23 protein-coding genes are annotated in these 25,331 nt (G+C 72.7%); 14 read left to right on the forward strand and 9 right to left on the reverse strand.

The genetic code is table 11. The features are described 5' to 3' along the window. Nucleotides 1–140: 140 nt before the first annotated feature. On the reverse strand, nt 141–857 hold the full coding sequence (locus tag ABT122_RS16730) for a FadR/GntR family transcriptional regulator (RefSeq protein ID WP_351551789.1): 717 nt from the start codon (nt 855–857) through the stop codon (nt 141–143). 154 nt (nt 858–1,011) lie between these two features. Here ABT122_RS16730 and ABT122_RS16735 point away from each other — a divergent pair, with 154 nt between their 5' ends. Continuing rightward, nucleotides 1,012–1,521 carry a gluconokinase gene (locus tag ABT122_RS16735; protein ID WP_351551791.1) on the forward strand — a complete coding sequence of 170 codons (510 nt, stop codon included), beginning with the start codon at nt 1,012–1,014 and terminating at the stop codon, nt 1,519–1,521. A gap of 75 nt (nt 1,522–1,596) precedes the next feature. Beyond that, nucleotides 1,597–2,994, forward strand: a complete 1,398-nt coding sequence (locus ABT122_RS16740) for a GntT/GntP/DsdX family permease (protein ID WP_351551794.1) — start codon at nt 1,597–1,599, stop codon at nt 2,992–2,994. Nucleotides 2,995–3,196: 202 nt separating this feature from the next. Here the strand turns inward: ABT122_RS16740 and ABT122_RS16745 are convergent, their stop codons facing one another. Next, nucleotides 3,197–4,849: an FAD-binding dehydrogenase gene (locus tag ABT122_RS16745; RefSeq protein WP_351551797.1), complete on the reverse strand. Its 1,653-nt coding sequence runs from the start codon at nt 4,847–4,849 to the stop codon at nt 3,197–3,199. Nucleotides 4,850–4,949: 100 nt separating this feature from the next. On the opposite strand from ABT122_RS16745, the gene ABT122_RS16750 reads away from it, so the two are divergent. From ABT122_RS16750 to ABT122_RS16770, 5 genes are all read left to right on the forward strand, one after another. Then, nucleotides 4,950–5,510 carry an NUDIX domain-containing protein gene (locus tag ABT122_RS16750; RefSeq protein ID WP_351551800.1) on the forward strand — a complete coding sequence of 187 codons (561 nt, stop codon included), beginning with the start codon at nt 4,950–4,952 and terminating at the stop codon, nt 5,508–5,510. Nucleotides 5,511–5,517: 7 nt separating this feature from the next. Further along, nucleotides 5,518–5,943, forward strand: coding sequence for a YidH family protein (locus ABT122_RS16755; RefSeq protein ID WP_451066931.1), 426 nt, complete (start codon nt 5,518–5,520; stop codon nt 5,941–5,943). Next, nucleotides 5,940–6,269 carry a DUF202 domain-containing protein gene (locus ABT122_RS16760; RefSeq protein ID WP_351551805.1) on the forward strand — a complete coding sequence of 110 codons (330 nt, stop codon included), beginning with the start codon at nt 5,940–5,942 and terminating at the stop codon, nt 6,267–6,269. The genes ABT122_RS16755 and ABT122_RS16760 overlap by 4 nt, the downstream gene beginning before the upstream one ends. Nucleotides 6,270–7,091: 822 nt before the next feature. After that, nucleotides 7,092–8,114 carry a phosphotransferase family protein gene (locus ABT122_RS16765; RefSeq protein WP_351551808.1) on the forward strand — a complete coding sequence of 341 codons (1,023 nt, stop codon included), beginning with the start codon at nt 7,092–7,094 and terminating at the stop codon, nt 8,112–8,114. A gap of 8 nt (nt 8,115–8,122) precedes the next feature. Further along, a complete protein-coding gene (locus tag ABT122_RS16770; protein ID WP_351551811.1) occupies nt 8,123–9,337 on the forward strand; it encodes an acyl-CoA dehydrogenase family protein in 1,215 nt (404 codons plus the stop codon). A gap of 34 nt (nt 9,338–9,371) precedes the next feature. Here the strand turns inward: ABT122_RS16770 and ABT122_RS16775 are convergent, their stop codons facing one another. Then, nucleotides 9,372–9,965, reverse strand: coding sequence for a TetR/AcrR family transcriptional regulator (locus tag ABT122_RS16775; protein WP_351551814.1), 594 nt, complete (start codon nt 9,963–9,965; stop codon nt 9,372–9,374). Between the two features lie 136 nt (nt 9,966–10,101). Further along, entirely contained in the window at nt 10,102–10,866 is a 765-nt protein-coding gene (locus ABT122_RS16780) for an SDR family oxidoreductase (protein ID WP_351551817.1), read from the reverse strand. 159 nt (nt 10,867–11,025) lie between these two features. Between ABT122_RS16780 and ABT122_RS16785 the strand changes: the two genes are divergently transcribed. The 4 genes from ABT122_RS16785 (at nt 11,026) to ABT122_RS16800 (ending at nt 16,088) form a co-directional block, all read left to right on the forward strand. Continuing rightward, on the forward strand, nt 11,026–12,273 hold the full coding sequence (locus tag ABT122_RS16785) for an exo-beta-N-acetylmuramidase NamZ family protein (RefSeq protein WP_351551819.1): 1,248 nt from the start codon (nt 11,026–11,028) through the stop codon (nt 12,271–12,273). A gap of 91 nt (nt 12,274–12,364) precedes the next feature. Further along, nucleotides 12,365–13,726, forward strand: coding sequence for an erythromycin esterase family protein (locus tag ABT122_RS16790; protein ID WP_351551821.1), 1,362 nt, complete (start codon nt 12,365–12,367; stop codon nt 13,724–13,726). 147 nt (nt 13,727–13,873) lie between these two features. Continuing rightward, nucleotides 13,874–15,178, forward strand: coding sequence for a serine-threonine protein kinase (locus ABT122_RS16795; protein WP_351551983.1), 1,305 nt, complete (start codon nt 13,874–13,876; stop codon nt 15,176–15,178). Between the two features lie 298 nt (nt 15,179–15,476). Then, the gene (locus ABT122_RS16800) at nt 15,477–16,088 is read left to right on the forward strand and encodes a hypothetical protein (protein WP_351551986.1); all 612 of its coding nucleotides are present in this window, start codon (nt 15,477–15,479) and stop codon (nt 16,086–16,088) included. 247 nt (nt 16,089–16,335) lie between these two features. Here the strand turns inward: ABT122_RS16800 and soxR are convergent, their stop codons facing one another. Beyond that, a complete protein-coding gene (gene soxR, locus ABT122_RS16805) occupies nt 16,336–16,806 on the reverse strand; it encodes a redox-sensitive transcriptional activator SoxR (RefSeq protein WP_351551823.1) in 471 nt (156 codons plus the stop codon). Nucleotides 16,807–16,906: 100 nt separating this feature from the next. Between soxR and ABT122_RS16810 the strand changes: the two genes are divergently transcribed. Then, the gene (locus ABT122_RS16810) at nt 16,907–17,368 is read left to right on the forward strand and encodes a MaoC family dehydratase (protein WP_351551825.1); all 462 of its coding nucleotides are present in this window, start codon (nt 16,907–16,909) and stop codon (nt 17,366–17,368) included. Nucleotides 17,369–17,375: 7 nt separating this feature from the next. Here the strand turns inward: ABT122_RS16810 and ABT122_RS16815 are convergent, their stop codons facing one another. After that, complete coding sequence (locus tag ABT122_RS16815; protein ID WP_351551828.1) at nt 17,376–18,020, reverse strand: TetR/AcrR family transcriptional regulator; 645 nt, start codon at nt 18,018–18,020, stop codon at nt 17,376–17,378. A gap of 146 nt (nt 18,021–18,166) precedes the next feature. Here ABT122_RS16815 and ABT122_RS16820 point away from each other — a divergent pair, with 146 nt between their 5' ends. Then, nucleotides 18,167–19,114 (forward strand): DMT family transporter, encoded by a 948-nt coding sequence (locus ABT122_RS16820; RefSeq protein WP_351551831.1) that lies wholly within the window; start codon nt 18,167–18,169, stop codon nt 19,112–19,114. Nucleotides 19,115–19,141: 27 nt separating this feature from the next. On the opposite strand, the gene ABT122_RS16825 is transcribed toward ABT122_RS16820, so the two are convergent. The 3 genes from ABT122_RS16825 to ABT122_RS16835 all read right to left on the reverse strand — a co-directional run bounded on the left by ABT122_RS16825 (nt 19,142) and on the right by ABT122_RS16835 (nt 23,616). Continuing rightward, complete coding sequence (locus ABT122_RS16825; protein ID WP_351551833.1) at nt 19,142–20,536, reverse strand: aldehyde dehydrogenase family protein; 1,395 nt, start codon at nt 20,534–20,536, stop codon at nt 19,142–19,144. Nucleotides 20,537–20,621: 85 nt separating this feature from the next. Beyond that, complete coding sequence (locus ABT122_RS16830) at nt 20,622–21,980, reverse strand: ABC transporter ATP-binding protein (protein ID WP_351551836.1); 1,359 nt, start codon at nt 21,978–21,980, stop codon at nt 20,622–20,624. A gap of 202 nt (nt 21,981–22,182) precedes the next feature. Then, a complete protein-coding gene (locus tag ABT122_RS16835) occupies nt 22,183–23,616 on the reverse strand; it encodes a CitMHS family transporter (RefSeq protein WP_351551839.1) in 1,434 nt (477 codons plus the stop codon). 365 nt (nt 23,617–23,981) lie between these two features. Here ABT122_RS16835 and hmgA point away from each other — a divergent pair, with 365 nt between their 5' ends. Then, nucleotides 23,982–25,313: a homogentisate 1,2-dioxygenase gene (gene hmgA / locus ABT122_RS16840; RefSeq protein ID WP_351551842.1), complete on the forward strand. Its 1,332-nt coding sequence runs from the start codon at nt 23,982–23,984 to the stop codon at nt 25,311–25,313. The last annotated feature ends 18 nt before the right edge of the window (nt 25,314–25,331 follow it).

Genomic DNA, 25,331 nt, shown 5'->3' on the forward strand with positions numbered 1-25,331 from the left:
AGGGGCGGGGCCGGGGCGCGGGGAGGGGGCCCGCCGGGCCTCGCGGGGAGAGCCTCGCGGGGAGGGGAGGGGAGGGGAGGGGAGGGGCGGGGCCGGGGCGCGGGGAGGGGCGGGGCCGGCCGCCGGGGAAAGGCGGCGGGTCAGCCGGTGGACGGGTCCGGAGCGAGCACGTCCAGCTCGGCGAGCGCCCCCACCGCGATCTCTCTGGTGATGGTCTCGGCTCTCGCCGCGTCGCCCTCGCGGACCGCCTCGGCCACCTGGACGTGCAGGGTCACGGCGGCCGGGTCCGGGTCGTCGAACATCACCTGGTGGTGGGTGCGGCCGGTGAGGATCTCGGCGACCACATCGCCGAGCCGGGCGAACATCTCATTGCCGGAGGCGTTGAGCACCACCCGGTGGAAGGCGATGTCGTGCCGGAGGTACTCCTCCAGCCGGTTCCCGCGCGAGGTGGCGACCATCCCGAGGGCGCACTCGGTGAGCTCGGCGCACTGCTCGGGGGTGGCGTGCAGGGCGGCGAGCCCGGCCGCGACGGGCTCCACGGCCGACCGCAGCACGGTCAGCGAGCGCAGCTGCCGGGGCCGGTCGGTGCCGGCCAGCCGCCAGCGGATGACCTGCGGGTCGTAGACGTTCCACTCCTCGATGGCGCGGACCGTCACCCCGACCCTGCGCCGGGACTCGACCAGATGCATCGACTCCAGGACCCGGATCACCTCACGGACGACCGTGCGCGAGACATCGAAGCGCTGGGCGATCTCGTCGGTGCGCACGACACTGCCCTGCGGATACGCCCCGGCGGTGATGGCGAGGCCGAGGGAGTCGAGCACCTGTGTGTGGAGGCCCTGGCCCGCTGTCGTCATGGATCACAGCGTACGGGGCGGAGTTCATCAACAAAAAGTGTGACGTTTAGGTCTCAGACTCTTGAATAAGTCATACCTATGAGCTTCAGTAAGCGTCACGGACCGATGCCGACACCGTGGTCGGCACCGGTGTGACGGAATCAGCGAGGCATCTATGAGCACCCCTCACGTCATCGTGGTGATGGGCGTGGCAGGGACCGGCAAGACCACCATCGGCCCCCTGCTCGCCAAAGCCCTGGACGTTCCCTACGCCGAGGGAGACGACTTCCACCCCCCGGCGAACATCGCCAAGATGTCGGCGGGGACCCCGCTGGACGACTCCGACCGGTGGCCCTGGCTCGACGCGATCGGGCAGTGGGCGCACAGCCGGCAGGGTCTCGGCGGGGTGGTGTCCAGCTCCGCGCTCAAGCGCTCCTACCGGGACCGGCTGCGGGCCGCCGCCCCGGACGCCGTCTTCCTCCACCTCACCGGCGACCGCGCGCTGATAGAGCGGCGGATGTCGGGGCGCACGGGTCACTTCATGCCGACCGCGCTGCTCGACTCGCAGATCGCCACGCTCCAGCCGCTCCAGGAGGACGAGGCCGGAGTCTCGGTCGATGTCTCCGGCCTGCCGGAGGAGATCACCGCACGGGCCCTCGCCGCACTGCGCGGTGTGGCGAGCTAGCCGGCGCCGCACCGGCGGAGCCACTCCCTCCGTACCGCTCACTGTCCCTTTCACCCTGTTCTCTAAGGAACCACCGTGACCAGTCTCAGCGTCGAGATGCTGGCAGCGGACGCCGTAGCGCCGATCACCTCGGCCGGCAACGCCCAGCTCGGCATAGCCGTCCTCGCGGGCATCGCCGTCATCGTCCTGCTCATCACCAAGTTCAAGCTGCACGCCTTTCTCGCCCTGACCATCGGATCGCTGGCGCTCGGCGCGTTCGCCGGGGCGCCGCTCGGCAAGGCCATCGAGTCCTTCTCCAAGGGCCTCGGCTCCACCGTCGCCGGGGTGGGCGTGCTGATCGCGCTCGGCGCGATCCTGGGCAAGCTGCTCGCCGACTCCGGCGGCGGTGACCAGATCGTGGACACGATCCTCGCGAAGGCGAACGGCCGCACCATGCCCTGGGCGATGGTGCTGATCGCCTCGGTGATCGGTCTGCCGCTCTTCTTCGAGGTCGGCATCGTGCTGCTGATCCCGGTGGTGCTGATGGTCGCCAAGCGCGGCAACTACTCCCTGATGCGGATCGGTATCCCCGCGCTCGCCGGTCTCTCGGTGATGCACGGACTGATTCCGCCGCACCCCGGCCCGCTGGTCGCGATCGACGCGCTCAACGCCAACCTCGGGGTGACGCTGGCGCTCGGTGTGCTGGTCTCCATCCCGACCGTGATCATCGCGGGTCCGGTCTTCGCCAAGTACGCGGCCCGGTGGGTGGACATCCAGGCGCCGGAGAAGATGATCCCGGCCCGTCCCTCGGAGGACCTGGAGAAGCGCCCCGGCTTCGGCGCCACCGTCTTCACGGTGCTGCTGCCCGTCGTGCTGATGCTCTCGAACGCGCTGGTCGAGATCGTCGTCAACGACCCCGAGAACCCGGTGCAGAAGGTCACCGACATCATCGGTTCGCCGATGATCGCGCTGCTCGCCGCCGTGCTCGTGGGCATGTTCACGCTCGGTGCCGCGGCCGGGTTCACCAAGGACCGGCTGGCGTCCACGGTGGAGAAGTCGCTCGCCCCGATCGCCGGTGTGCTGATGATCGTCGGCGCGGGCGGTGGCTTCAAGCAGACGCTGATCGACGTCGGCGTGGGCCAGATGATCCTGGACATCTCCGAGAACTGGGCGATCCCGACGCTGCTGCTGGCCTGGCTGATCGCGGTGGCGATCCGGCTGGCGACCGGTTCGGCGACGGTGGCGACGATCTCGGCGGCCGGTCTGGTCGCGCCGCTGGCCGAGGGCATGTCCACCACGGAGTCGGCGCTGCTGGTGCTGGCGATCGGCGCCGGTTCGCTCTTCTTCAGCCATGTGAACGACGCGGGCTTCTGGCTGGTGAAGGAGTACTTCGGGATGACCGTCGGCCAGACGATCAAGACCTGGTCGGTGATGGAGACCATCATCTCGGTGGTCGGCATCGTCTTCGTGCTGCTGCTCTCGCTGGTGTTGTAACCCGGCGTCCTGCGGAGGACCGCCGAAGGGCCGGCCGGGGCTCGGATGAGCCCCGGCCGGCCCTTCGCGCGTCCGGACGCGGGGCGGCGGACGGGCACGGAGGGCTCCGGCGCGAACCGGCGGACGGCGTGGGCGGCTCGGCGCGTGGACGGCCCAGCGCGTGGACGGCCCAGCGCGTGGGCGGCTCGGGCGGGCGTACGGCTCAGAGGGCCTTCGCCGCCGCGCGGCCGGCCGCCCGGCCCGAGAAGAGACAGCCGCCGAGGAAGGTGCCCTCCAGGGAGCGGTAGCCGTGCACCCCGCCGCCGCCGAACCCGGCCGCCTCCCCCGCCGCGTACAGCCCCTGGAGCGGCTCGCCGTCGATGTCGAGCACCCGCGAGGAGAGGTCGGTCTCCAGCCCGCCGAGCGATTTGCGGGTGAGGATGCTCAGCCGTACGGCGATCAGCGGACCGGCCGCCGGGTCCAGGAGCCGGTGCGGGGCGGCGGTGCGGATGAGCCGGTCGCCCAGATAGCCGCGCGCGCCCCGGATGGCGGTGATCTGGAGGTCCTTGGTGAAGGGGTTGCGGATCTCCCGGTCCCGGGCGGTGATCTCGCGGCGCAGTTCGGCCTCCTCGATCAGCGGCTCGTCGGTGAGCGCGTTCATCCCGCGCACCAGGGCGGTGAGGTCGCGCTCGACGACGAAGTCCGCGCCGTGGTCCATGAACGCCCGCACCGGGCCCGGCACGTCGGCGCGGGCCCGCCCGAGCACCCCGCGGACCGATCGGCCGGTGAGATCGGGGTTCTGCTCGGAGCCCGAGAGCGCGAACTCCTTGCCGATGATCCGCTGGTTCAGCACGAACCAGGTGTGGTCGTACCCGGTGCCCAGGATGTGTTCGAGGGTGCCCAGGGTGTCGAAGCCGGGGAAGAGGGGTACGGGGAGCCGCTTGCCGTGGGCGTCGAGCCAGAGCGAGGAGGGGCCGGGGAGGATGCGGATGCCGTGCCGGTCCCAGACGGGGTTCCAGTTCCCGATGCCCTCGGTGTAGTGCCACATCCGGTCGCGGTTGATGTGGCTGGCGCCCGCGCGCTCCGCGATGCCGAGCATCAGCCCGTCCACATGGGCGGGCACTCCGGAGAGCATCCGCTCGGGCGGGGTGCCCAGGCGCGGCGGCCACTGGGCGCGCACGAGGTCGTGGTTGCCGCCGATGCCCCCGGAGGTGATGATCACGGCCTGGGCGCGCAGCTCGAAGGCGCCGGCCACCTCCCGGCCGCTGGGGGTGCCGCGCCCGGCGGCGGACGGTTCGAGCACCTCGCCGCTGACGGTGTCGACGGCGCCCCCGTGGGTGCCGAGCGCGGTGACCCGGTGGCGGAACCGGAGCTGGACCAGGCCCCGGGCGACGCCCTCGCGGACCCGGCGCTCGAAGGGGGCGACGAGGCCGGGGCCCGTGCCCCAGGTGATGTGGAAGCGGGGTACGGAGTTGCCGTGGCCGGTCGCCCCGTAGCCGCCGCGTTCGGCCCAGCCGACGACGGGGAAGAACCGCACGCCCCGGGAGTGCAGCCAGGAGCGTTTCTCGCCGGCCGCGAAGTCGACGTACGCCTGGGCCCAGCGGCGCGGCCAGTGGTCCTCCTCGCGGTCGAAGCCGGCGGTGCCCAGCCAGTCCTGGAGGGCCAGTTCCCGGCTGTCCCGGACGCGCAGCCGGCGCTGCTCGGGCGAGTCCACCAGGAAGAGTCCGCCGAAGGACCAGTGGGCCTGACCGCCGATGGACTGCTCGGGCTCCTGGTCGAGCAGAACGACCCGGCGCCCCGCGGCCACCAGCTCCGCCGTGGCGACCAGCCCCGCGAGACCCGCCCCGATCACGATCACATCAGCGTCGTACGCCATGGTTGCCATCCTTGTCCGGCGGGGGTCGTCTCCGCGGTCTCCCCGGTCGGTCCGATCTTCCGTACGGGCCGGTAACCCGTCAACGGTGTTGGATGACTCCATGAGCGCCGCGGACGAAATACTCGATGTCGTCGACGAGTCCGACCGGGTGGTGGGACAGGCCCGCCGGGGCGAGGTCTACGCGCGCGGGCTGCGGCACCGCTGTGTGTTCATCCTGGCCAGGGACGCGGACGACCGGATCTTCGTGCACCGCCGGACGGCGGGGAAGCTCACCTTCCCCTCGCGGTACGACATGTTCGTGGGCGGGGTGGTGGGCGCGGGCGAGAGCTATGACGCGGCGGCGCTGCGGGAGGCGGAGGAGGAGCTGGGGGTGCGGGGGCTGCCGGGGCCCGTGCCGCTGTTCACCTTTCTGTACGAGGACGGCGGGGAGCAGGGGGGCGGGGGCTTCGGGAGCTGGTGGTCGGCGGTGTACGAGGTCCGCTGCGCGCTTCCGGTGAATCCCCAGCCGGAGGAGGTCGCCTGGCACACCTTCCTCACGGAGGAGGAGCTGGCGGAGCGGCTCGGCGCCTGGGAGTGGGTGCCGGACGGGATGGCGGCGTACCGGCTGCTGGTGGAGCGCCGCGAGCGGGGGGAGCGGCGGGAGCGGCGAGACCTGGGCTGATCATGCGATGACCTGCACGGGTAGGGTGCGAAGGGTGAGCGACTTCCTGCGCAGCCTGCGACTGTGGTTCGCGCCCGGGCGGGTGCGGGCGGAGGGCGAGACCCCGGACTACCGCTTCTCGCTCGCCAACGAACGGACCTTCCTGGCCTGGCTGCGCACCGCGCTGGCGCTCATCGCCGGGGGGTTCGCGGTGGACCAGTTCCTGCCGGATCTGCGGTGGGGGGTACGGGCGGGGCTGGCGCTGGGGCTGCTGGGCGCGGGGGTGCTCTGCGCCCTGCGGGCGGTCAACCACTGGGTGCGGTGCGAGCGGGCGATGCGGCGGGGCGAGGACCTGCCGGCGTCGCGCTTCCCGGCCCTGCTGAGCCTGGTGATCGCCGCGGTGGCGGTGGCGATGGTGGTGGTCGTGCTCTTCGGGTGGGAGGGCGGCCCGTGAGCGGGGACGGGCCGCCGGCCCGCGACCCCGGGCTCCAGCCGGAACGCACCCGCCTGGCCTGGCGCCGCACGACGCTGGCCTTCACGGTGGTGGCGGTGCTGGCGGGGCGCCAGGCGGTGAGCGGGGGGACCGGTGGGATGGGGACGGTGGCGGTGGGGATGAGTGTGCTGGTGTGGCTGGGGTTTCTGGGGCTGGCGCACCGGAGGATCAGAGGGTTGGGAGTGGGGGTGGGGGTGGCGCCGGGGGCGCTGTCGTACGGGGGGGCTTGGGGGGCTGTGGGGTGCACGGTGGGGTTGGCGATGTTCGCGGTGGTGGTGGTTCTCTGAAGCGGGCCCGCGCGGTACGGGTCCCGGTGGCCCGGGGGTCCGTCCTCGAACTCCCCCAGAGCTGCCTCTGGGAGGTGCCCCCAGGCAGGCTGATTCATGCGGCCTCCGCACCTGGGCAACCCCGGCCCCGGCGGGCTGAAGCACGAAATCCGGCCCCGCCGGGGATTGAGCCGCGCCACTCGGCCCCTCCGGCCATTGAGCCGCACTCCCCAGCCCCTCCGGCGACTGAGGAGCACCACTCCAGCCCCTCCGGCAACTGAGCCGCACCACCCAAGCCCCGCCGGGGATTGAGCCGCGCCACCCAGCCCCTCCGGCCATTGAGCCGCACTCCCCAGCCCCTCCGGCGACTGAGCAGCACCACTCCAGCCCCTCCGGCGATTGAGGAGCGGGGGTTCGGGGGCTGGCCCCCGACTCGGGCCCGCAGCCTGCGGGAACCTGTCGCACAGGGTCCGTCCTCAAACGCCGGACGGGCTGGGATTCGCTCGGCTCGGGCACCCCGAGTGCAGGGTCCGTCCTCAAACGCCGGACAGGCTGGGATTCGCCCGGCTCGGGCACCCCGAGTGCGGGGGCCGTCCTCGAACTCCCCCAGAGCTGCCTCTGGGAGGTGCCCCCAGACGGGCTGGAGTTGTGCGGGCATCCGTCATGTGCGGGGGCGGGCCGGGAGGGGTCGGGCTGTCCCGAGTGCGGAGGCGGGCCGGGAGGGCTCGGGGGGGCCGGGCGCGGAGGAGGGCCTCGGGCCAGGGGGAGCGGTGGGGTGGACGGCATACCGACCAGTCGGTCATCATGAGCGGGCCGCTGCGTCCCCCCTCCCGGAGGTACCCGATGAGCCAGAGCCCCACCCCAGGCCTCAACCCCACGCGGCTGCGCCACCACCTCGACCTCCACCACCCCGGCCTCGCGCGCGGGCCCCTGCGCGCCCGGCTCGTCCAGGGCGGGCGGTCCAACCTCACGTACTCCGTCACCGACGGCACCACCCGCTGGGTGGTGCGCCGCCCGCCCCTCGGCCATGTCCTCGCCACCGCCCACGACATGAAGCGCGAGCACCGCGTCATCAGCGCCCTGCGCGCCACCCCGGTGCCGGTGCCGGGGACCGTACTGCTCTGCGAGGACGCGTCGGTGCTCGGCGCGCCCTTCTACGTCATGGAGTACGTGGAGGGCACCCCCTACCGCACCGCGGAACAGCTTGCCCCGCTCGGCCCCGAGCGCACCCGGGCGGCCGTGCTCGGGCTGCTCGACACCCTGGTCGAGCTGCACGCCGTGGACCCAGGGGCCGTCGGGCTCGGCGGCTTCGGCCGCCCCGAGGGCTTCCTCGACCGGCAACTGCGCCGCTGGGGCAAGCAGCTGGAGGCCTCCCGCAACCGCGGACTCCCCGGGATCGAGGAGCTGCGCACCGGGCTCGCCCGGGCGCTCCCCTCCTCCCCCGCGCCCGCCGTCGTGCACGGCGACTACCGCCTCGACAACGCGCTGATCGGCACCGACGACCGGATCACCGCCGTACTGGACTGGGAGATGTCCACCCTCGGCGACCCGCTCACCGATCTGGGGCTGCTGACGATGTACAGCACACCGCTCGACCTCCCCGGCTCCCCGGTCGGCACCACCGCCGGCGCCCCCGGCCACCCCCCGGCGGCCGAGCTGATCGAGCGGTACGCCCGGCTCTCCGGGCGCGATGTCTCGGCCGTCCCCTGGTACACGGCGTTCGCCTGGTTCAAGCTCGCCGTGATCCTGGAGGGCATCCACTACCGCTGGACCCTCGGGCATACCGTCGGCGACGGCTTCGACCGCATCGGCGCGGTGGTCCCCCACTTCATCGAGCACGGCCTCACCACCCTCAAGGAAGGCTGATCACCTCCATGGACTTCGCATTCGACGCGCGCACCGAGGAACTGCGGGAGCGGCTGCTCGCCTTCATGGCGGAGCGGGTGCACCCGGCCGAGGAGACCGCCGCGGAGCAGCGGGAGCGGCTGGCCTCCCCCTGGGAGACCCCGGCGGTCGTCGGCGAGCTGAAGGCGGAGGCGCGCCGGCGGGGGCTGTGGAATCTCTTCCTCCCGGACGGGGAGCACGGGGCCGGGCTCACCAATCTCCAGTACGCCCCGCTCGCCGAGATCACCGGCCGCAGCCCGCACCTCGCCCCCACCGCCACCAACTGCGCGGCCCCCGACACCGGGAACATGGAGGTGCTGGCGCAGTTCGGCGACGAGCGGCAGCGGAAGCGGTGGCTCCAGCCGCTGCTGGCGGGCGAGATCCGGTCGGCGTTCGCGATGACGGAGCCGGAGGTGGCCTCGTCGGACGCGACCAACATCCGGACCCGGATCGAGCGGGACGGCGACGACTATGTCATCACCGGCCGCAAGTGGTATGTCTCCGGCGCGATGAACCCCGGCTGCCGGGTCCTGATCGTGATGGGCGAGACCGCCCCGGACGGAGCCGACCCGCGCCGCCGGCAGTCGATGGTGCTGGTGCCGCGCGACGCTCCCGGCGTGGAGGTGCGCCGGGCGATGCGGGTGTACGGATACGAGGACCACGCGCACGGCGGCCATGCGGAGATCGTCTTCGACCGGGTGCGGGTGCCGGTCTCCCAGCTGATCGGCGAGGAGGGCGGCGGGTTCGCCATCGCGCAGGCGCGGCTGGGCCCCGGCCGTATCCACCACTGCATGCGGCTGATCGGGATGGCCGAGCGGGCGATCGAGCTGATGTGCCGCCGGGCGTCGTCCCGTACCGCCTTCGGGAAGCCCCTCGCCGATCAGGGGGTGGTGCGGAACTGGATCGCCGACGCGCGGGTGACGGTGGAGCAGTTGCGGCTGCTGGTCCTCAAGACGGCCTGGCTGATGGACACCGCCGGCAACCGGGGCGCGCACACCGAGATCCAGGCGATCAAGATCGCGACACCGAGGGCGGTGGTGGAGATCCTGGACCGGGCGGTGCAGGTGCACGGGGCCGCCGGGGTGAGCCAGGACACGCCGCTGGCGGAGCTGTGGGCGGCGGCCAGGACACTGCGGCTGGCGGACGGCCCGGACGAGGTGCACCAGCGCTCACTGGCCCGCCGGGAACTGGCCCGCCACCGGTAGCCGGACGGAGCGGGCGGCCCCGGACCGGGCGCGGTCAGGGGCGCAGGGCCCGCAGCAGCAGATCCGCCAGATGGTCGGCCACCTGCTGCTTGCTCAGCGGGCCGTTCGGGCGGTACCAGGTGGAGAGGTGGTGGACCGAGCCGAAGTGGTAGTCCACCACCAGGTCGGCGGGGGTCGCCGAGGAGAACACCCCGCCCTCCTGGCCCTCCTCCACCAGCGCCCGGAACCGCTCGTGGTAGCGCCGCCGCTCCGCCCGTACCCGCTTGTGCTTCTCGGGGCTGAGGTGGTGCATCGAGCGGAAGAAGATCGCCGCGTCGTCGAGGTTGTCGATGGTCGTGACCACCACGTCCGCGGCGGCGGACCGCAGCCGGCGCTCCACCGGCTCGTCGGCGTCGGCGAAGGCGTCGAGCCGCTCCTGCTGGAGCCTCAGCATCCGCGCGTAGACCTCCTGGAGGAGATCCTCCTTGGAGCCGAAGTAGTGGTAGAGGGCGCCCTTGGTGACACCGGCGGCCTCGACGATCTCCTGGACGGAGGTGCGGTCGTAGCCGTGCTCGGCGAAGAGCCGGGTGGCGGCGGCCAGCAGCCGCTGCGGGACGGGGCCGTCCTCTCCGTCCGTCGTCCTGGCCATGGGCCGCCACCAACCTCTCACTGGGATACCGATACACGATCTCTTCGGGGAACACCGCTCCCGCCCGAGGATCTTCCCATTCGGCGGGCCGGGCGATCCGGCCAGGACCGGGTTCCGTCCGGAGTGCCGGAGGCCCTCAGCCGCAGATGTCCTCCCATTTCCGCTGAAGCCCGTTCATCCTGGTGAGCCACTCCTCGGGCTCGGCGGCACGGTTGCGGTAGAACCCGGCGACCTCGGGGTGCGGCAGGACGAGGAAGCGGTCCGCGGCGATGCCGTCGAAGAGGGCGTCCGCGACAGCCTCCGGCTCGATCGCGGTGGGGGCGAGCACCAGCTCGCCCGCCGATCCGGCCGCGGTGAGCATCTCCGTGCGCACACCCTGCGGACAGATGGCGTGCACCTTCAGCCCGCGGTGGCGGTAGGTGAGGGAGAGCCACTCGGCGAAGGCGTACGCGCCGTGCTTGGTGACGCTGTAGGGGGCGGCGCCCACCATGGTGAGGAGTCCGGCGGCGGAGACGGTGGAGACGAACCGGCCGCCGCCGCGCTCCAGCCAGTCGGGCAGCAGGGCGCGGACCGCGCGGACATGGGCCATGACGTTCACGTCCCAGGCCGCCGACCAGATCTCCTCACCGGCGAAGGCGTCGCCGGGCGAGGCGAGTCCGGCGTTGGCGCAGTAGATGTCCACCCTGCCGCCGAGGGCCTCGCGGGCGGCCGGGACGATCCCGGAGGCGTCGCCGGGGACGGCGCTCGCCCCGATCCCGGCGGCGACCGCCGCCGCCCGCTCCGGGTCCAGGTCGTTGACCACCACTCTGGCCCCCGCCGCCGCGAACCGGCGGGCCAGCGCGGCACCGATGCCGCCGCCCGCCCCGGTGACCACCACACCCGCGCCCCGTACCGAATCCATCGTCCTCCGCCTCTCCGCGACCGGCCCCCCGGGGGCACACTAACCAGTCGGTATGTCGTACGGAAGAGGGCGGACGTGCCGTCGGGATCGTTCCCCGGGGGCTCCGGGCGCGCTAGCGTGCGTGGCCATGACAGACAGTTGCGGTACGGAGGGAGCCCGATGAGCCTGTCCAGACGGGGACTGCTGGCCGCCACCGGTGCGGCCGGGGCACTGGCCGCGAGCGCGGCACCGGGCGCGGCGGCCGGGGAGCGGCACGGCCGGCGGGTGCGCACCGGCTTCGAACGGCTCGCCGACAGCGGTTACGCCGCGCTGTCCGGGCAGCGGGTCGGAGTGGTCACCAATCCGACCGGGATCACCGCCGACGCCCGCCATGTGGTCGATGTGATGCACGCCGACGAACGGGTGGATCTGATCGCGGTCTTCGGCCCCGAGCACGGCTTCCGGGGGACGGCCCAGGCGGGCGGCTCGGAGGGGCGGTACGACGACCCGGCGACCGGGCTGCCGGTGTACGACACCTATCTGAAGAGCGGCCGGCCGCTCGCCGATGTCTTCACCGCGTCGGGGGTGGACACGGTCGTCTTCGACATCCAGGACGCCGGGGCCCGGTTCTACACCTACATCTGGACGCTGTACGACTGCATGAAGGCCGCCGTTCTCGCGGGGAAACGATTCGTCGTGCTCGACCGGCCGAATCCGGTGACCGGGCGGGCCGCCCTCGGACCGGTCCTCGAACCGGCCTTCGCCACCTTCGTGGGCCGGGAGCCGATCGCCCAGGCCCACGGCATGACCGTGGCGGAGCTGGCGCGGCTCTTCAACGGTGAGTTCCTCGGGGAGCGGCCGGTGGAGCTGACGACCGTACGGATGTCGGGGTGGCGGCGGTCGGACTTCTTCGACGACACCGGGCTGCCGTGGGTGCCCCCGAGCCCCAACATGCCCACCCCCGAGACCGCTCTCGTCTACGCGGGCACCTGTCTCTTCGAGGGCACCAACCTCTCCGAGGGGCGGGGCACCACCCGGCCCTTCGAACTGCTGGGCGCGGAGGGGGTGGACCGGCGCTGGGCCGAGGCGGCGAACGCGCTGGAGCTGCCCGGGGTGCGGTTCCGCGAGGCGTACTTCACACCCACGTTCTCCAAGTTCCAGGGGAGGACGGCCGGCGGGGTGCAACTCCACGTCCACGACCGGGACTCCTTCGATCCGGTGCGCACCGGCATCGGGCTGCTGGTGACCGCCCGGCGGTCCTGGAGCGGCTTCGCCTGGCGCCCGGACCACTGGATCGACAAGCTCACCGGCTCCGCGAAGGTCCGCACCATGATCGACGCGGGGGCCGGTACGGACGAGGTGGTGGGCGCGTGGCGGACGGAGCTGGCCGCCTTCCGGGCCGTGCGGAAGCGGTATCTGCGGTACTGACAGCCCGAGGGCACGGGGTGGGGTCCGCTCCACCACGGGGAGGGCGGGCAGCCGGATGGTCCGCTCTCCCCCGGAACGACAGCCTGGGTCCATGCACTCCACGAATCCTCCGGTGTCCCCCCGCCCCCGCCCCCGCCGGCGCTCCCTGCTGCTGGCGACCGCGCTCGGCTCCCTGACAGCGGGGGTGGCGGGCCCGGCCGCCGCCGCTCCGGCGGGCCGGCCGCCCGTCCGCCCCGCCGGTGACCCGGTTCCCGCCCTGGCCCGCGCGGCCCGGCCGCTCTCCGGACTGCGCCCGCTGGAGCGGATGATCGGGGACGCCACGATCGTCGGCGTGGGCGAGGCCACCCACAGCTCGCGCGAGTTCTTCCGCGCCAAGGCCAGGATCTTCCGCCATCTGGTGGAGCACCGGGGCTTCACCACCTTCTCCCTGGAGGCTCCGTGGAGTTCGGGGGTGCGGCTGAACGCGTACGTCCTGCACGGCACGGGCGATGTCCGGCAGATCATGCGGGAGGAGTTCCAGGGCTCGTACCGGCTCTGGAACACCCGTGAGTACCTGGAGCTGATCCAGTGGATGCGCCGGTACAACCTGCGCCGTCCCCGGCGCCCGGCGCGGTTCATGGGCAACGATGCCGCCTGGGCCGGGCCCGAGCTGTTCGACCTGGTCACCGGCTATGTCGCCGAGCGGTACCCGAAGCTGCTCCCGCAGGTGCTGAGCCTCTACCGGGCCTCGCGGCCGACCGCTCCGGCGGACGAGACCATGACGCGGAACATCACCCGGCCGCTCGCGGAGCGCCGGGCCATGGCGGCGGAGGTCCAGCAGGTCCTCGCGCTGCTGGAGCGGCAGCGGCCGGGGCCGGACCGGGAGCGGCACCGGTGGATGCTCCAGCACGCCCGCGCCATCGCCCAGGTGGGGACCCAGTACACCTTCGACTACTTCGACCCGGCCGGGGTCGGGCGGATGATGCTCTACCGCGACCGGATCATGGCCGAGAACACGGTGTGGTGGCAGCGGTGGACCGGGGAGAAGGTGATGGTCTCCGCCCACAACGGCCATGTGGGGTACGAGACGACCGAGCCCGAGCGGTATCCGAAGCTCCAGGGCGCCTTTCTCCGGGAGATGGTCGGGGACTCCTATGTGAGCGCCGGCTTCACCTTCGGCCAGGGCTCGTTCAACGCCCGTGACCTGGAGGCGCCGGGCGAGCCGTTCCGGGAGTTCTCGGTGGGGCCGCCGGAGCCCGGCAGCAACGAGGACACCCTGCGGCGGGTGGCGCCCGAGGACTGGTTCCTGGATCTGCGCACCGCGCCGGGCGCCGCCGGGGCGTGGCTGAATGCGGCCCGGCCGACGTTCGACATCGGCAACGCCTGGCCCGCCCCCACCTCCCGCATCCGGCTCCGCACCGCCTATGACGTCCTCATCCATCTCCACCGGGTCACCGCCGCCGAACTGCTGTGACGCGCGGGGACCGTACCGGAATCCGGCGGGAGGCCCTCGGGCACGCGCGTGGTGAACCGCACGCGACCCGGGTATGGCGGTCCCTCCCCCTCCGCCGCATGCTTCTGACAGAAGCGGATGTAACGGGGAGGGGCCGTCATGCCGGACATGAGCGTGCAGCCGTATCAGGACATTGTCTTCAGCCGGGACGGCGACATCGGGGAAGCGGGCCGCGATCGGCTGATGCGGCTGGAAGCCACCGATCTGGTGCTCTTCGCGCATGGCCGGAACAACTCCCCCGCCACCGCCGCCGTGCTCCACTCCGCCTTCTTCGCCCCCTTCCCCGGGCTGCTGGCGGCGGGGGTGCGGCTGGGGTACGCGGGGATCGTGTGGCCGTCGATGCGGTTCGCCGACGAGCCGGTGCCGGGGACGGCGACGGACCCGGCGGCGGACCCGGGCGCGGGCGCGGACCGGGGATGGGACACCGGCCCGGACGGGGGGCTGGACGGCGCCACCCGGTCCGCGCTCACCGCGCTCTTCCCGGGGCACGAGGCCACGGTCGCGCGCCTCGCCGCGCTGCTGCGGGAGCGGCCGGAGTCCCGGGCCGCGTTCACGGAGTTCGGCCGGCTGGCCCGGCTGCTCTCCGAGGCCCCGGCGGGCGGTCTGGAGAGCTGTTTCACGGACGACCTCCCGCAGGAGGAGCAGGGCCCGCCGGCTCTGCTGTACGAGGACACCCTGGATCTCTGCCGGATGTTCGCCCTCGCGCTGGAGCGGACCGGACGGGCGCCGGCGGCCGGGACGGGCGGGGCCGAGCGGGTGTGGCGCGGCGCCAAGGAGCTGCTCCGGCAGACCACGTACTACGCCATGAAGCGCCGGGCCGGCGCCGTCGGTGAGCTGGGGCTGGGGCCGCTGCTGGGGCAGCTCGCCCGCGGCCGCCCCGGGATACGGGTGCACCTCGTGGGCCACAGCCAGGGCGCGCGGCTGGTCGCCTTCGCCCTGCGCGGACTGCCCGACGGGGTACGGACGGTGAAGTCGGTGACCCTGCTCCAGGGGGCCTTCTCGCACTACGCGTTCGCGCCGAGCCTGCCGCACGCGGCACAGCACTCCGGTGCGCTGCGGGCCATGGAGCAGCGGGTGGACGGGCCGGTGGTGGCCTGTCACTCGCGGTACGACAGCGCGCTCGGCGAGGACTACCCCCTGGCGTCCCGGCTCGCCGGGGACGACCGCCACCCCGTCTGGCCCGACCGGCGCTGGTGGGCGGTCGGGCACAGCGGCCTCCAGGCGGTCCGCCCGCCCTCGGTGCGTCTGACGCTGGAGGAGGCGCTGGCCCGGGGGGTTCCGCGCTCGGGGTGTGTGAGCGTGGACACGGCGTCGGTGGTACGGCGCGGCGGGGCGCCGGCCGGTGCGCACAGCGACATCTGCCACCGGGAGCTGGCACGGCTGATCGTGCTGGCGGGCCGGATGGGCGGCTGACCGCGCCGGGGCGCGCGGGCGGCCGGTCCGCGCCGGGCCGAAGGGGCGGCTGACCGGAACCCCGCCGACCGGATTTGGTCGATTTCCGGTACGGGGGGTCATGTCCGCCGTTCTTCGGGGCAGGAGCGGGAGACGGCGTCGGGTGGCCGTCACCGAGAGGTGCGGAGTGCCGCCTCCCCTGGAAGCGGAGGCCGACATTTCCTTGATGGGGTCCATCGGATTTTCGATGGAGCCGGATGGGGAACTCGTACGTCACAACACCAACGCCGATGTACGAGCGACGGAGGTGGAGTTGCGAATGGCCGGTTTCCGGAGTCTTGCGAGACAGGTGCGCGACGGGCGGTGCGATCTGGCACTGCGCCGTTACTCGCTGCGCAAGTGCCTTGAACGATTCGCCCCTTATGGGCACCGGGCGACCTGGGATCATCTGTGTGTGCGGCACGGCATCGAGCCCGAGGACCGGGCGCCCGATCCGGCGCGGCTGGTGGCCGCGCTGGAGGAACTGGAAGAGGCGCGGGCCGTGTGGCTCGCGTACGAGGAGAGCTTCGCGGACCGCCGCAAGCGCGAGAAGCACGACGGACTGCGCCGCCCGGCGTCCATCGACGACTGGCACCGGCGGACCTGGGGCGGGTACGGGGTGGCGCGCTGCGACAGCCCGCGCTGTCATCCGTCGGCCCCGCTGGACGAGGTGCTGCGGCGGCTGATCGCCGCGCTGGAGAACGAACCCGGAGAGTCCTGTCCGGTCTGCGCCGCCACCCGGATGGTGTGGCGGCAGGATCTGGCGAACGAGCCGGGAAGCGGGACGGTCTGCACGGGCTGCGGCATTGTGGTGCCGCGGCCCGTTCTGACGTCCGGGGCCGTGGTGGCGGCCAAGGAGGCGGGACGCCGGCAGCTCGCGTCGGTCGCCTGAGGGCGGGCGGTGGCGGGCTCCGCCGGACACGGACCGCCGCCGTACGCCCGGGGGCGGGCGCCGTTCTCCTACCAGATGGAAAATACGTGGTTCCACCGGATTCGCGGCCCGGAGAGTGAGGGGCGGCAGCCGGGTGCGGAGCCGATGCGCCGGCGCCGGTGTGCCGGCGGCCCCGACGGGCCGGAGGGTGGGCCCGTCACGGGGGTGCGGGCCCGCGCCCCCGGACGATCCCACCCCGGCGGCCTCCTCAGCGGGTCTCCTCGTACCGGACCGGCATCAGCCGTGAACCGGCCATCCGCCGCCCGAACTCGTCCTCCGGGTTGGACAGCACACAGGTCTCCAGCGAGAGACAGCCGCAGCCGATGCAGTCGGTGAGATGGTCCCGCAGCCGGCCGAGCTGTTTGATCCGCTCGTCCAGTTCCTTGCGCCAGGTGTGGGAGAGCCGGGCCCAGTCGTCGCGGTCGGGAGTGCGCTCCTCGGGCAGTTCCGCGAGCGCCTCCCGGATGGTGGCGAGCGGGATGCCGACCCGCTGGGCCGCGCGGACGAAGGCCACCCGGCGGAGCGTGTCCCTGGTGTAGCGGCGCTGGTTGCCGCTGGTCCTGCGGCTGGAGATCAGCCCTTTGGCCTCGTAGAAGTGAAGCGCGGAGACGGCCGCGCCGCTGCGCGCCGACAACTGACCGACCGTGAGCTCTTGAGTCTTCTCGGGAAACTGAGACACCCCTCCCACCCTAGTGGGTCTCCGTTGACAGAACACTCGCGTCCCACCATGCTGAGCAAGCGCTCAGGTAGCCGGATCACCGAGAGGCGGGAGTCCCGAGATGGCCGAGCCGAGGATCTTCACCTCCGCCGACGAGCTGCGCGCCGGGGTCGGCGAGCGGCTGGGGTACAGCGACTGGCTGGAGATCGACCAGCGGCGGATCGACCTCTTCGCCGAGGCGACCGGCGACCACCAGTGGATTCATGTGGACCCGGAGCGCGCGGCGGCCGGCCCCTTCGGGACGACCATCGCCCACGGCTATCTCACCCTCTCGCTGCTGCCCGCGCTGGTGCCGCAGGTGCTGCGGGTCGAGGGGATGCGCATGGGGCTCAACTACGGGACCGACAAGGTCCGGTTCCCCGCGCCCGTCCCGGTGGGATCGCGGCTGCGGGCGACGGCGGAGCTGCGGAGCGCGGTGGACGCGGGGGGCGGCGTCCAGGTGACGGCGCTGGTGACGGTCGAGCGCGAGGGCGGCGAGAAGCCGGTGTGCGTCGCCGACTCGGTGTCCCGCTACTACTTCTGAGCGGCGGCTACCGCTGGGCGCCCGGTCGCGGCGGAGGGCCGCTGACCATGCGCAGCACCAGGTCCGCGTAGAGCGCGCCGACCTCCTCGGGCGTGCGGTGGCCGTTGACGTTGAACCAGCGCGCCACGTCGATGCAGAGCGAGAGCACGGCGAGGGTGGTCCCGGGGACATCGGGGACGTCGAACTCACCGCTCGCCACACCGTCGAGCAGGATCTCGCGGACCACCGCGCTGCTGCGGCGGCGCAGCTCCACGATCTCGGCGCGGTGCTCGGCGGAGAGGGCGTCGAGTTCGTACTGCACCACACGGGCGGTGTTGTGGCGTCCGGCGTGCCAGCGGACGAAGGAGCTGACGGCCTCGGCGAGCCGCTCACCGGGGGTGGTGCCGCGCTCGGAGGCGGCCGTGAGGACCTCCAGGGCCCGGGCGTGCCCGATTCCGCTGATGCGGTGGAGCAGCTCCTCCTTGGTCTTGTAGTGGATGTACAGCGCGGCGGGGCTCATGCCCGCGCGGCCGGCGATGTCCCGGGTCGTGGTCGCGTGGTAGCCCCGCTCGGCGAAGGCCTCGACGGCGGCGACCAGCAGCTTCCGCGCCGCCTCGGGGGCGACCTCACCCCACGGCGCGCTCTCGCCGGTGGTTCCATCGGCCGCAGTCATGGCGTGCCTCTCTTGTCAGTGAAGGGACCACCATACCTTGGGGTGAGCAAGCGCTTAGGACTGCGCGCGGGGCGTGGCGCGCACGGCCCCGGCACGGGCCCGGGGCACCCGGCAAGATCCACGGGAGACGGCCTAACGTCAGGGGCATGCCAGAACCCATCCCCTCCCCCGCCCGGGCGCCCTGGCCCACCGTGGCCGCCGCCGCTGTCACCGTGGTCCTCTGGGCCTCCGCGTTCGTCTCGATCCGCAGCGCCGGCGAGTCGTACTCGCCCGGCGCCCTCGCGCTCGGACGGCTGCTCGCCGCTTCGCTGGTGCTCGGCTGTGTGCTGCTGATCCGGCGGGAGGGGCTGCCGCCGCGCGCCGCGTGGCCGGGGATCGCGGTCTCGGGGGTGCTCTGGTTCGGCGTCTACATGGTGGTGCTCAACTGGGGCGAGCAGGAGGTGGACGCGGGGACCGCCGCGATGATCGTGAACATCGGCCCGGTGCTGATCGCGCTGCTCGGGGCCCGGCTGCTCGGCGAGGCGCTGCCACCGCGGCTGCTCGCCGGGATGGCGGTGTCGTTCGCGGGCGCGGTGACCGTGGGGCTCTCGATGTCCGGGGCGGGCGGGGCGTCCCCGCTCGGCGTGGTGCTCTGTCTGCTGGCGGCGGTGGGGTACGCGGGCGGGGTGGTGGCGCAGAAGCCCGCGCTGGCCCACGCGAGCGCGCTCCAGGTGACCGCCTTCGGCGCGCTCGCCGGAACGGCGGTCTGTCTGCCGTTCACCGGACAGCTGATCGGCGAGGCCGGGCGGGCGCCGCTGTCCGCCACCCTGAACATGGTCTATCTGGGGGTGTTCCCGACCGCGCTGGCGGTGACCACCTGGGCGTACGCCCTGGCCCGTACGACGGCCGGGCGGATGGGCGCGACCACCTACGCGGTCCCGGCGCTGGTGGTGCTGATGTCGTGGCTGGTGCTGGACGAGGTGCCGGGGCCGCTGACCCTGGCGGGCGGCGCGCTCTGTCTCGCGGGGGTGGCGGTCTCGCGCTCGCGGGCCCGGACCCCGGCGGCCGCGGCCGAGCCGGCCGCCGCCCACCCCGCGCCGGGAACCGGCCCCTGACGGGACCGGCCCCCGCGCCTTTCGGCGTCAGAGCTGGAGCGACTTGGTCTGGAGGTACTCCGCCAGCCCGTGCGCCCCCAGCTCCCGGCCGACCCCCGACTGCTTGTAGCCGCCGAACGGCGCGAGCGGGTTGAACCGTCCGCCGTTGATGTCGACCTGACCGGTGTCCATCCGGCGGGCGAAGGCGACGGCCCGCGCGTCGTCGGCGGCCCAGACCGCGCCGCCCAGGCCGTAGACGGTGCCGTTGGCAATCCGGAGGGCGTCCTCCTCGTCCTCGTACCGCAGCAGCGCCACCACCGGGCCGAAGATCTCCTCCTGGGCGATCGTCATCCCCGGGGTCACATCGGCGAAGACGGTGGGGCTGACGTAGTAGCCGGCGGCGAGCGGCGGGGTGGGGCCGCCCGCGACCAGCCGGGCGCCCTCGGCGACGCCCTTCTCGATGTGGCCGCGCACCCGCTGCCGCTGGCGGTCGCTGACCAGGGGCCCGATCCGCTCCCCGGGGACGTACGCGGAGACCGCGCCGGCCGCGAGGGCCACCGCCTCCTCGTACTGGTCGCGGTGGACCAGCATCCGGCTCCAGGCGCTGCACGTCTGGCCGGAGTTCAGCATCACCTGGGCGATACCGGCGGTGACCGCCCGGGTGAGATCCGCGCCCGGCAGGATGACATTGGCGGACTTGCCGCCCAGCTCCAGCGCGACCCTCTTGACGGCGCCGCCGGCGATCGCGCCGATCCGCCGCCCGACCTCCGTGGAGCCGGTGAAGGAGATCAGATCGACGTCCTCGTGCGCGGCGAGGGCGGCCCCGGCGACCTCGCCGAGCCCGGTCACCACATTGACCACGCCCGGGGGAATCCCCGCGTCGTGGACGGCCTCGGCGAACCGCTGGGCGGTGAGCGGGGTGTCCTCGGCCGGTTTCACGACGACGGTGCAGCCCGCGGCGAGCGCGGGGGCGGCCTTGGCGACGATCTGGTGCAGCGGATAGTTCCACGGGGTGATCGCGCCGACCACTCCGACCGGTTCCAGCAGGACGGTGGAGTTGCCGATGGTCTCCTCGAAGAGGTGGGTCGCGGCCAGTTCGGCGTAGGAGCCGGCGACCGCGACCGGGAGTCCGACGTGCACCGGGCGGGCGAGGGCGGGCGGGGCGCCGAGTTCGGCGGTGACGGTGGCGGCGATCTCCTCGGTCCGGGCCGCGAGGGCGTCCCGGAGCGCGGCGATCCGGGCCGCGCGGGCGCCGGGCGGGGTGGCGGCCCAGCCGGGCAGGGCCCGGCGGGCGGCGCGGACGGCGGTGTCGATGTCCTCGGCGGTACCGGCCGGGACATGGGCGATGACCCGCTCGTCGGCGGGGTTCACCACCGCGATGGTGTCCGCGGTGGCGGCGGGCCGCCACCGTCCGCCGATGTACAGCGCGTCGTGGGCTTTCATGGGACTCCTCGGACTGCGTCGGTCGTGCGCACCCGCGCAACAGTGTCGGCCCCCGGGAACGCGGGTGCCCGGATTCACCCCTCCTTCACACTTCGGAACCGAGCAGATCGGCGGGGGCCGGACAGATTCTGCGGCCGTGGTGGTCGAAGACGTACAGCTGCGCCAGATCGACCAGCAGCGGCACCTGGGCACCGCGCTGGAGCCAGAGGTGCGGGCCGGTGCGGACGACCAGCGAGCCCGCGCCGGGGGCCCGGGAGGGATCGTAGGAGGCGTACGGGTCGTAGGGCCGCCGCTCCGGTCCGCCGACGGTGACCGTGGTGGGGCCGGGGATCTGGGCGGCGGCCAGTTCCTTGAGCCGGCCCAGCACCCCCGGGCCGCCGCGGGGTCTGCGGCGGCGCGGGGAGCCCACCGGGCGGGGCGACTCCAGATCGGCGACGACGGCGGGCCGGGAGCCGATGCCGAGGTGGACCAGCGCCTCGTGGCCCTGGTAGTCGGTGTGCTCGACCATCCCGGTGAGCGGCACCTCACCGGGTCTGGCCTGGCTCGGCAGACCGATCCTGGTGGCCTCCGAGCGCAGCCCGACGACGATCGGCCGGCCCTGCTGGATGCGGAGCAGCTGGTGGTCGACGCTGAGGGGCTCGGGCAGGGTCAGCGACTGGCGGCCGAGGTCCAGGGTCATCCGGCCATTGACCGGCGCGTGGACCACGGCCTGGAGGAGGTTGATCCGGGGGGTGCCGATGAAGGCGGCGACGAAGATGTTCTCCGGCAGGGCGTAGATGTCGCGCGGGGCGCCCGTCTGCTGGAGCACCCCGCCGCGCATCACCGCGACCCGGTCGCCGAGCGACATGGCCTCGGCCTGGTCATGGGTGACATATATGGTGGTGACACCCATTTCCTGGGTGAGCTGGGCGATTTCGGCGCGGAGCTGATTGCGTAACTTGGCGTCGATGTTGGAGAGCGGCTCGTCCATCAGAAAGACGGAGGGCCGGCGCGAGATGGCCCGGCCCATCGCGACCCGCTGGCGTTCGCCGCCGGAGAGCTGGCTCGGGTAGCGGTCGAGGACATCCTCGATACCGAGCTTCCGGGCGGTGGCGTCGACCCGGGGACCGCGGTCCTCCCGGGGGTTCTCCACCCTCAGGGGAAAGCCGATGTTGTCTCGGTTGGTCATGTTCGGATAGAGGGCGAAGTTCTGGAACACCATGGCGATATCGCGGTCGCGGGGGAGCATGTCGTTGGCCCGCTCGCCGTCGATCCGCAGCTCGCCGTCGGTGATCGCCTCCAGGCCCGCGATCATGCGCAGGACGGTGGACTTTCCGCAGCCGGACGGGCCGAGGAGGACCAGGAATTCTCCCGGTTCGACGGAGAGCGTGAATCGGTCGACGGCTCGCGGTGCCGCCCTCCCGTATCGCTTGCTGACATTGTGCAGTGAAATGGCGCGCGTCATGTGGGGGTCCCGCCGGGGCAGATGGGGATCGGCTGAGACGCTTGAAAATAGCCGACTATCCCCGGCCGGGGAATCGTCGCGACGGATGTTTAACCAGGGCTTTTACCGTTCCACCGGCCCATGTACGGCAACGGCCCCCGGAATTATGAGGGGCTTCTCATTTCCGGGGGCCGTTTTCCCGCCCCGAGCGGGGCGGGCGGGGTCAGATGATGCCGAAGAGGACTCCGGCGGCGAGCACCACGAGCGAGGTGAGCGCGGCCCACTTCACGGTGAACCTGGTGTGGTCGCCGAACTCCACCTTGGCCATGCCGACGAGGACGTAGACGGCGGGGACCAGCGGGCTGGACATGTGCAGGGCCTGGCCGACCAGGGAGGCGCGGGCGATCTCCAGCGGGGAGATCCCGTGGGCGGCGCCGGCCTCGGCGAGGACGGGCAGCACACCGAAGTAGAAGCCGTCGTTGGACATGAAGTAGGTGAGCGGGAGGCTGAGCAGTCCGGTGACGATGGCCATGTGCGGGCCCATGCCCTCGGGGATGGCGCCGACGAGCCAGTCGGCCATGCTCTTGACCATGCCGGTGCCGGTGAGGACTCCGGTGAAGACGGCGGCGGCGAAGACCATGCCGGCGACGTTGACGACATTCTCGGAGTGGGCGCCGATACGGGCCTTCTGGTCGGCCATCTTCGGGTAGTTCACGGTGAGGGCGAGGGCCGCGCCGAGGAGGAAGAGCACCGGGATGGGCAGCAGCTCCATGATCATCGCGGTGAGCAGCGTGATGGTGAGGCCGGCGTTGAACCAGTAGAGCTTGGGGCGCAGGGTCTCGCGGTTGGGGTCGAGACCCTGGAGGCCGTCGTCGGCGGCACCGGGGGCCGGAGCGGCGGAGTCCTCGCCCGGGGCGGAGCCGGCGCCGGAGCCCGAGCCCTTCGCGGCCTCGGACGCCTTGCCGGTCCTGCCGCCCTTGCCGCCGCCGGTCTTCACCAGCACCGTCTCGGACTCCGGCACCAGCGCCTCGTCCAGGGAGAGGTAGCCGAGGCGCTTGCGCTCCCGCATGCCCAGCACATAGGCGAGGATGAAGACGAAGAGGAGCCCCACGGCGAGCGCCGGGATCATCGGCACGAAGATGTCGGCCGCGTCCAGCTTCAGCGCGGTCGCCGCGCGGGCGGTGGGCCCGCCCCACGGCACGGTGTTCATCACACCGTTCGCGGTGGCGGCGATACCGGTCATCACGACCAGGCTCATCCCCAGGCGCTTGTAGAGCGGATACATCGCCGAGACGGTGATCATGAAGGTGGTGGAGCCGTCGCCGTCCAGCGAGACGATCGCGGCGAGCAGCGCCGTACCGACCACGACCCGCATCGGGTCGGCCTTGCAGAACCGCAGGATGCCCCGGACGATCGGGTCGAAGAGCCCGACGTCGATCATCACACCGAAATAGATGATGGCGAACATCAGCATCGCGGCGGTGGGGGCAAGGTTGCCGACGCCTTCGATGACGTAGTCCCCGAGATGCGCGCCCTTGCCGACGAGTACGCAGAAGAGTGCGGGGATCAGGACCAGCGCCGCGATGGGCGTCATCTTCTTCATCATGATCAGGACCAGGAAGGTCGCGATCATGGCGAAGCCGAGGATTGTCAGCATGGGGTTACCTAACGTTCATCCTTGAACTCCCACCGGAGGCGGCGGTCCGGATGACGTTAGGGCCCGTCAAAAGCTGTTAACAAGATGTTGACCTGTGAGCAATACGAGCAAAACCCCAGGTCAGCACGGAGATGCCGAGGAGCGGGGCCCCGGAGCCGCCCTTGACGCACCCCGGGCGGCCCCTCCGGCGGACCCGGCGCGCACCCCCGGCGGCCCCTCCGGCCGGCCCCTGGGGCACCCCCGGCGCCGCCCGGCGCACCCCCGCCCGCGCGCGCCGCGCCGGGGCGGCGGCCGTTGACGGGGCCCGCCGTCAATCCTACGGTGACCCATAGGATTCCTTTCGGCTTTCAGTACCGGGAGCGGCGATGAGCGGCATCGAGCAGGCCATGGAGCGGGCGCGGAAGACCGCCGGGACACTGGGGTACTCCCCCGGCTTCGGCAACGAGCACAGCTCGGAGGCGCTCCCCGGAGCCCTCCCACTGGGACGGAACGCGCCCCAGCGCGCGCCGCTCGGTCTGTACGCGGAGCAGTTGAGCGGCTCCGCCTTCACCGAGCCGCGCGCCCGCAACCGGCGCTCCTGGCTCTACCGCATCCGGCCGTCCGCCGCCCACCCCCCGCTGCGCCGCACCGGCAATGGCGCCCTGCGCGGCGCGCCCTTCACCGAGACCGCCCCCGACCCCAACCGGCTGCGGTGGAACCCGCTGCCGGAGCCGCCGCCCGGCACCGACTGGCTGGCCGGTCTGTGGACGCTCGGCGGCAACGGCGATGCCGCCCAGCGCACCGGGATGGCCGTGCACCTCTACCACGCCAACGCGCCCATGGTGGACCGGGTCTTCGGCGACGCGGACGGCGAGCTGCTGATCGTCCCCGAGCTGGGCGGGCTCCTCCTCGTCACCGAACTGGGGGTGCTCGCCGCCCGCCCCGGCGAGGTGGCGCTGATCCCGCGCGGGGTCCGCTTCCGGGTGGAGCTGCTCGACGAGCGGGCGCGCGGATACGTCTGCGAGAACTACGGCCAGCCCTTCCACCTGCCGGACCTCGGACCCATCGGCGCCAACGGCCTCGCCAACGCGCGCGACTTCCTCGCGCCGGTCGCGGCGTACGAGGACGTGGAACGGCCGGTGGAGGTCGTGACCCGGTTCTGCGGCAACCTCTGGGCCGCCGAGTACGACCACTCGCCGCTCGATGTGGTCGCCTGGCACGGCAGCCATGTCCCCTATGTCTACGATCTGCGCCGCTTCAATGTCATCGGGTCCATCTCCTACGACCACCCGGACCCCTCGATCTTCACGGTGCTGACCTCGCCCTCCGACACCCCGGGGCTCGCCGGTGTCGACTTCGTGGTCTTCGCGCCCCGCTGGCTGGTCGGCGAGGACACCTTCCGGCCGCCGTACTTCCACCGCAATGTGATGAGCGAGTACATGGGCCTGATCGAGGGCGCGTACGACGCCAAGGCCGAGGGCTTCGTCCCCGGCGGCGGCTCGCTCCACAACATGATGTCGGCGCACGGGCCCGACCGGGAGACCTTCGACCGGGCGAGCGCCGCCGAGCTGAGGCCGCAGAGGATCGACGACGGGCTCGCCTTCATGTTCGAGACCCGGTGGCCGCTGACGGCGACCGGGCAGGCGGCGAACGCGGGCCATCTGCAACAGGGGTACGACGGGGTGTGGCAGGGTCTTGAACGTCATTTCCCGTCCTGATAAGCCCTGACCCGGAGA

Origin of the sequence: Streptomyces sp. NPDC001985 (genome assembly GCF_040296845.1) — a bacterium.
Lineage (GTDB): Bacteria > Actinomycetota > Actinomycetes > Streptomycetales > Streptomycetaceae > Streptomyces.

What these genes read in the sequence shown, in the direction of transcription:
- ABT122_RS16730 (WP_351551789.1), bottom strand. Translation starts at nt 857, where the DNA reads ATGACGACAGCGGGCCAGGGCCTCCACACACAGGTGCTCGACTCCCTC.
- ABT122_RS16735 (WP_351551791.1), top strand. Translation starts at nt 1,012, where the DNA reads ATGAGCACCCCTCACGTCATCGTGGTGATGGGCGTGGCAGGGACCGGC.
- ABT122_RS16745 (WP_351551797.1), bottom strand. Translation starts at nt 4,849, where the DNA reads ATGGCGTACGACGCTGATGTGATCGTGATCGGGGCGGGTCTCGCGGGG.
- ABT122_RS16750 (WP_351551800.1), top strand. Translation starts at nt 4,950, where the DNA reads ATGAGCGCCGCGGACGAAATACTCGATGTCGTCGACGAGTCCGACCGG.
- ABT122_RS16755 (WP_451066931.1), top strand. Translation starts at nt 5,518, where the DNA reads ATGACCTGCACGGGTAGGGTGCGAAGGGTGAGCGACTTCCTGCGCAGC.
- ABT122_RS16765 (WP_351551808.1), top strand. Translation starts at nt 7,092, where the DNA reads ATGAGCCAGAGCCCCACCCCAGGCCTCAACCCCACGCGGCTGCGCCAC.
- ABT122_RS16770 (WP_351551811.1), top strand. Translation starts at nt 8,123, where the DNA reads ATGGACTTCGCATTCGACGCGCGCACCGAGGAACTGCGGGAGCGGCTG.
- ABT122_RS16775 (WP_351551814.1), bottom strand. Translation starts at nt 9,965, where the DNA reads ATGGCCAGGACGACGGACGGAGAGGACGGCCCCGTCCCGCAGCGGCTG.
- ABT122_RS16780 (WP_351551817.1), bottom strand. Translation starts at nt 10,866, where the DNA reads ATGGATTCGGTACGGGGCGCGGGTGTGGTGGTCACCGGGGCGGGCGGC.
- ABT122_RS16785 (WP_351551819.1), top strand. Translation starts at nt 11,026, where the DNA reads ATGAGCCTGTCCAGACGGGGACTGCTGGCCGCCACCGGTGCGGCCGGG.
- ABT122_RS16790 (WP_351551821.1), top strand. Translation starts at nt 12,365, where the DNA reads ATGCACTCCACGAATCCTCCGGTGTCCCCCCGCCCCCGCCCCCGCCGG.
- ABT122_RS16795 (WP_351551983.1), top strand. Translation starts at nt 13,874, where the DNA reads ATGAGCGTGCAGCCGTATCAGGACATTGTCTTCAGCCGGGACGGCGAC.
- ABT122_RS16800 (WP_351551986.1), top strand. Translation starts at nt 15,477, where the DNA reads ATGGCCGGTTTCCGGAGTCTTGCGAGACAGGTGCGCGACGGGCGGTGC.
- ABT122_RS16810 (WP_351551825.1), top strand. Translation starts at nt 16,907, where the DNA reads ATGGCCGAGCCGAGGATCTTCACCTCCGCCGACGAGCTGCGCGCCGGG.
- ABT122_RS16815 (WP_351551828.1), bottom strand. Translation starts at nt 18,020, where the DNA reads ATGACTGCGGCCGATGGAACCACCGGCGAGAGCGCGCCGTGGGGTGAG.
- ABT122_RS16820 (WP_351551831.1), top strand. Translation starts at nt 18,167, where the DNA reads ATGCCAGAACCCATCCCCTCCCCCGCCCGGGCGCCCTGGCCCACCGTG.
- ABT122_RS16825 (WP_351551833.1), bottom strand. Translation starts at nt 20,536, where the DNA reads ATGAAAGCCCACGACGCGCTGTACATCGGCGGACGGTGGCGGCCCGCC.
- ABT122_RS16830 (WP_351551836.1), bottom strand. Translation starts at nt 21,980, where the DNA reads ATGACGCGCGCCATTTCACTGCACAATGTCAGCAAGCGATACGGGAGG.
- ABT122_RS16835 (WP_351551839.1), bottom strand. Translation starts at nt 23,616, where the DNA reads ATGCTGACAATCCTCGGCTTCGCCATGATCGCGACCTTCCTGGTCCTG.
- hmgA (WP_351551842.1), top strand. Translation starts at nt 23,982, where the DNA reads ATGAGCGGCATCGAGCAGGCCATGGAGCGGGCGCGGAAGACCGCCGGG.